The organism is Mesorhizobium sp. M2A.F.Ca.ET.067.02.1.1 (genome assembly GCF_004023285.1).
GTDB lineage: Bacteria > Pseudomonadota > Alphaproteobacteria > Rhizobiales > Rhizobiaceae > Mesorhizobium.
On the sequence record NZ_RZSB01001315.1, the window covers coordinates 1 to 737 of the forward strand.

Consider the following 737-nt stretch of genomic DNA (forward strand, 5'->3'; position numbering starts at 1 on the left):
GCCTGGTAGAAGGCGATCGCCACGGCATTTGCTTCCTCGACTTCGAGGCGCAGCGTATCCATCTCCGGAAAACTGGCCTCGACTTCGTCGAGCAGCGACTGGCCGATCCCCTGCCGCTGGCAGGCCGGATGCACGTAGAGCTGGTTCAGAAGGACGATCTTCGGGTCGGTGGTTGCGGCGGCGAACGCCATGCCGCCGAGCCGCTTGCCGTCGTCAGCAACCAGGAACTCGGAATTCGGACGCGTCAGCCGCGTCTTGAGCGAGGTGATCGAATGCCAGTCGTCGGTGATCGCCGTAACCCGCTCGGCGCCATAGATGGCATCATAGGTCGCATGCCAGGTCTCGACCAGCAGCGCGCGGACCGCAACAAGATCGCGCTCGCTGGCGGTGCGGACGAACATCGCTCTATTCGATGCCCAGCTTGGCCTTGACGAGGTCGTTGACCGCCTGCGGGTTGGCCTTGCCGCCGGTCGCCTTCATGACCTGGCCAACGAACCAGCCGGCCATGGTCGGCTTGGCGCGCGCCTGCTCGGCCTTGTCCGGATTGGCGGCGATCACCTCGTCGACGGCCTTCTCGATGGCGCCGGTGTCGGTGACCTGCTTCATGCCGCGGCTCTCGACCAGCTGGCGCGGATCGCCACCCTCGTTCCAGACGATCTCGAACAGGTCCTTGGCGATCTTGCCTGAAATGGTGCCTTCCTTGATCAGGTCGAGCACGGCGCCCAGCTGCTCAGGCG

1 protein-coding gene and 1 pseudogene are annotated in these 737 nt (G+C 65.0%); both read right to left on the bottom strand.

What is annotated here, in order from left to right:
* The coding region (locus tag EOA28_RS37540) for a GNAT family N-acetyltransferase (RefSeq protein WP_128315932.1) at positions 1–401 on the bottom strand (401 nt) is incomplete at its 3' end.
* A gap of 4 nt (positions 402–405) precedes the next feature.
* Positions 406–737, bottom strand: a pseudogene (gene gatB / locus EOA28_RS37545) (Asp-tRNA(Asn)/Glu-tRNA(Gln) amidotransferase GatCAB subunit B); the annotation flags it as partial.